This is a genomic window from Pseudomonas sp. P5_B2, assembly GCF_056400445.1.
The window spans coordinates 1-1196 of the sequence record NZ_JBFULH010000989.1; the positions used below are offsets into that span (position 1 = coordinate 1).

At 59.7% G+C, this 1196-nt stretch carries 2 protein-coding genes; both read right to left on the reverse strand.

All coding sequences use genetic code 11. From position 1 onward, the window contains the following. Window positions 1–65: 65 nt before the first annotated feature. The gene (bufB, locus tag AC1DRJ_RS28560; protein ID WP_477805093.1) at window positions 66–920 is read right to left on the reverse strand and encodes an MNIO family bufferin maturase; all 855 of its coding nucleotides are present in this window, start codon (window positions 918–920) and stop codon (window positions 66–68) included. A 25-nt stretch (window positions 921–945) separates the two neighbouring features. Next, on the reverse strand, window positions 946–1196 hold a 251-nt coding region (locus AC1DRJ_RS28565), incomplete at its 5' end, for a BufA1 family periplasmic bufferin-type metallophore (protein ID WP_477805094.1).

The window sequence follows — 1196 nt, forward strand, 5'->3', positions numbered from 1 at the left end:
GATCAAGCCCTCTGGGCAGCGCAGTCGGGGATCAAGCAGAGCGGCGGAAAAAGCAGCTTGTGTGCTCAAGACCGGCCTTCCGGGAACAGCAACAGTTCATCGGCCTGACGCGCCTCGGCCTGCAAGACGCTGAAGGCGGGCAACTGATTGTCGCGTTCGATCAGGGTGGCTATTGGCCCTGTTCGCTCCAGCACGTGCTGGTACAACGACCAGACCGCGTCATCGATGGGGGCGCCGTGATCATCAATCAGCAGACGGTCACCGAGGCTGTCGGTGTCTTCGGCAAAGCCTGCCAGATGAATCTCGCCGACTGCATGAAGGGGCAGGGCGTCGATGTAGGCCACCGGATCGCGACGATGATTGATGCACGATACGTAGACGTTGTTCACATCGAGCAACAGCCCACAGCCCGTGCGGTGGATGACTTCACCGATGAAGCCTGCTTCATCAATGGTCGAGCGCTCGAACGCTAGGTAAGTGGCCGGGTTCTCAAGCAACATCGGGCGTTTGAGGGTGCTTTGGACTTGGTCGATGTGGTCGCAGATGCGGTTCAGGGTTGCGTTGTCATAGGCCAGAGGCAACAGGTCATTCAGGAACACTGGACCATGGCTGGACCAGGCCAGGTGTTCGGAAAAAGAGTGGGGTTGATAGCGCTCGATGAGTGCGGCGAGGCGTTTGAGATGCTGAGTGTCCAGCGGACCTTCGCCACCAATCGACAAGCCCACGCCATGCAGCGACAGTGGATACTGCTCGCGAATCAACCCCAGGTAATGAAGAAACGGGCCGCCGGCCACCATGTAGTTTTCGGCGTGGACTTCGAAGAAACCGATGTCCGGTGATGAACCGAGCACTTCACGAAAGTGCTCGGTCTTGAGCCCCAGCCCGGCGCGGGGCGGGAGCCCGAACGTTGAATGGTTCATGGTCGACACTCGGGCGGGGTCCGGATCAGGCTTTGGCTTTGAAGRCTTCCATCTGACCGAAACCGGTCGGCGAGGTCTTGCTCATGGTGGCGGCGCAGGTGCCTTTAGGGACCAGTTTCCAGGCATTAGGCTGGAAGTCGGTTTTCGAGGTGCCGGCGCAAGTGGTGCCGGCGCCTGCTGCGCAATCGTTTTGACCTTTCATGGCCACACCGAAGCATTTCTCCATGTCGTCGGCAGCGTGGACGGTGGAAACCGCGGCCATGCTCAGTGCAGAAC

Bases quoted from the DNA above. Each gene is read 5' to 3' on its own strand.
- bufB (WP_477805093.1), bottom strand. From the start codon at position 920: ATGAACCATTCAACGTTCGGGCTCCCGCCCCGCGCCGGGCTGGGGCTC.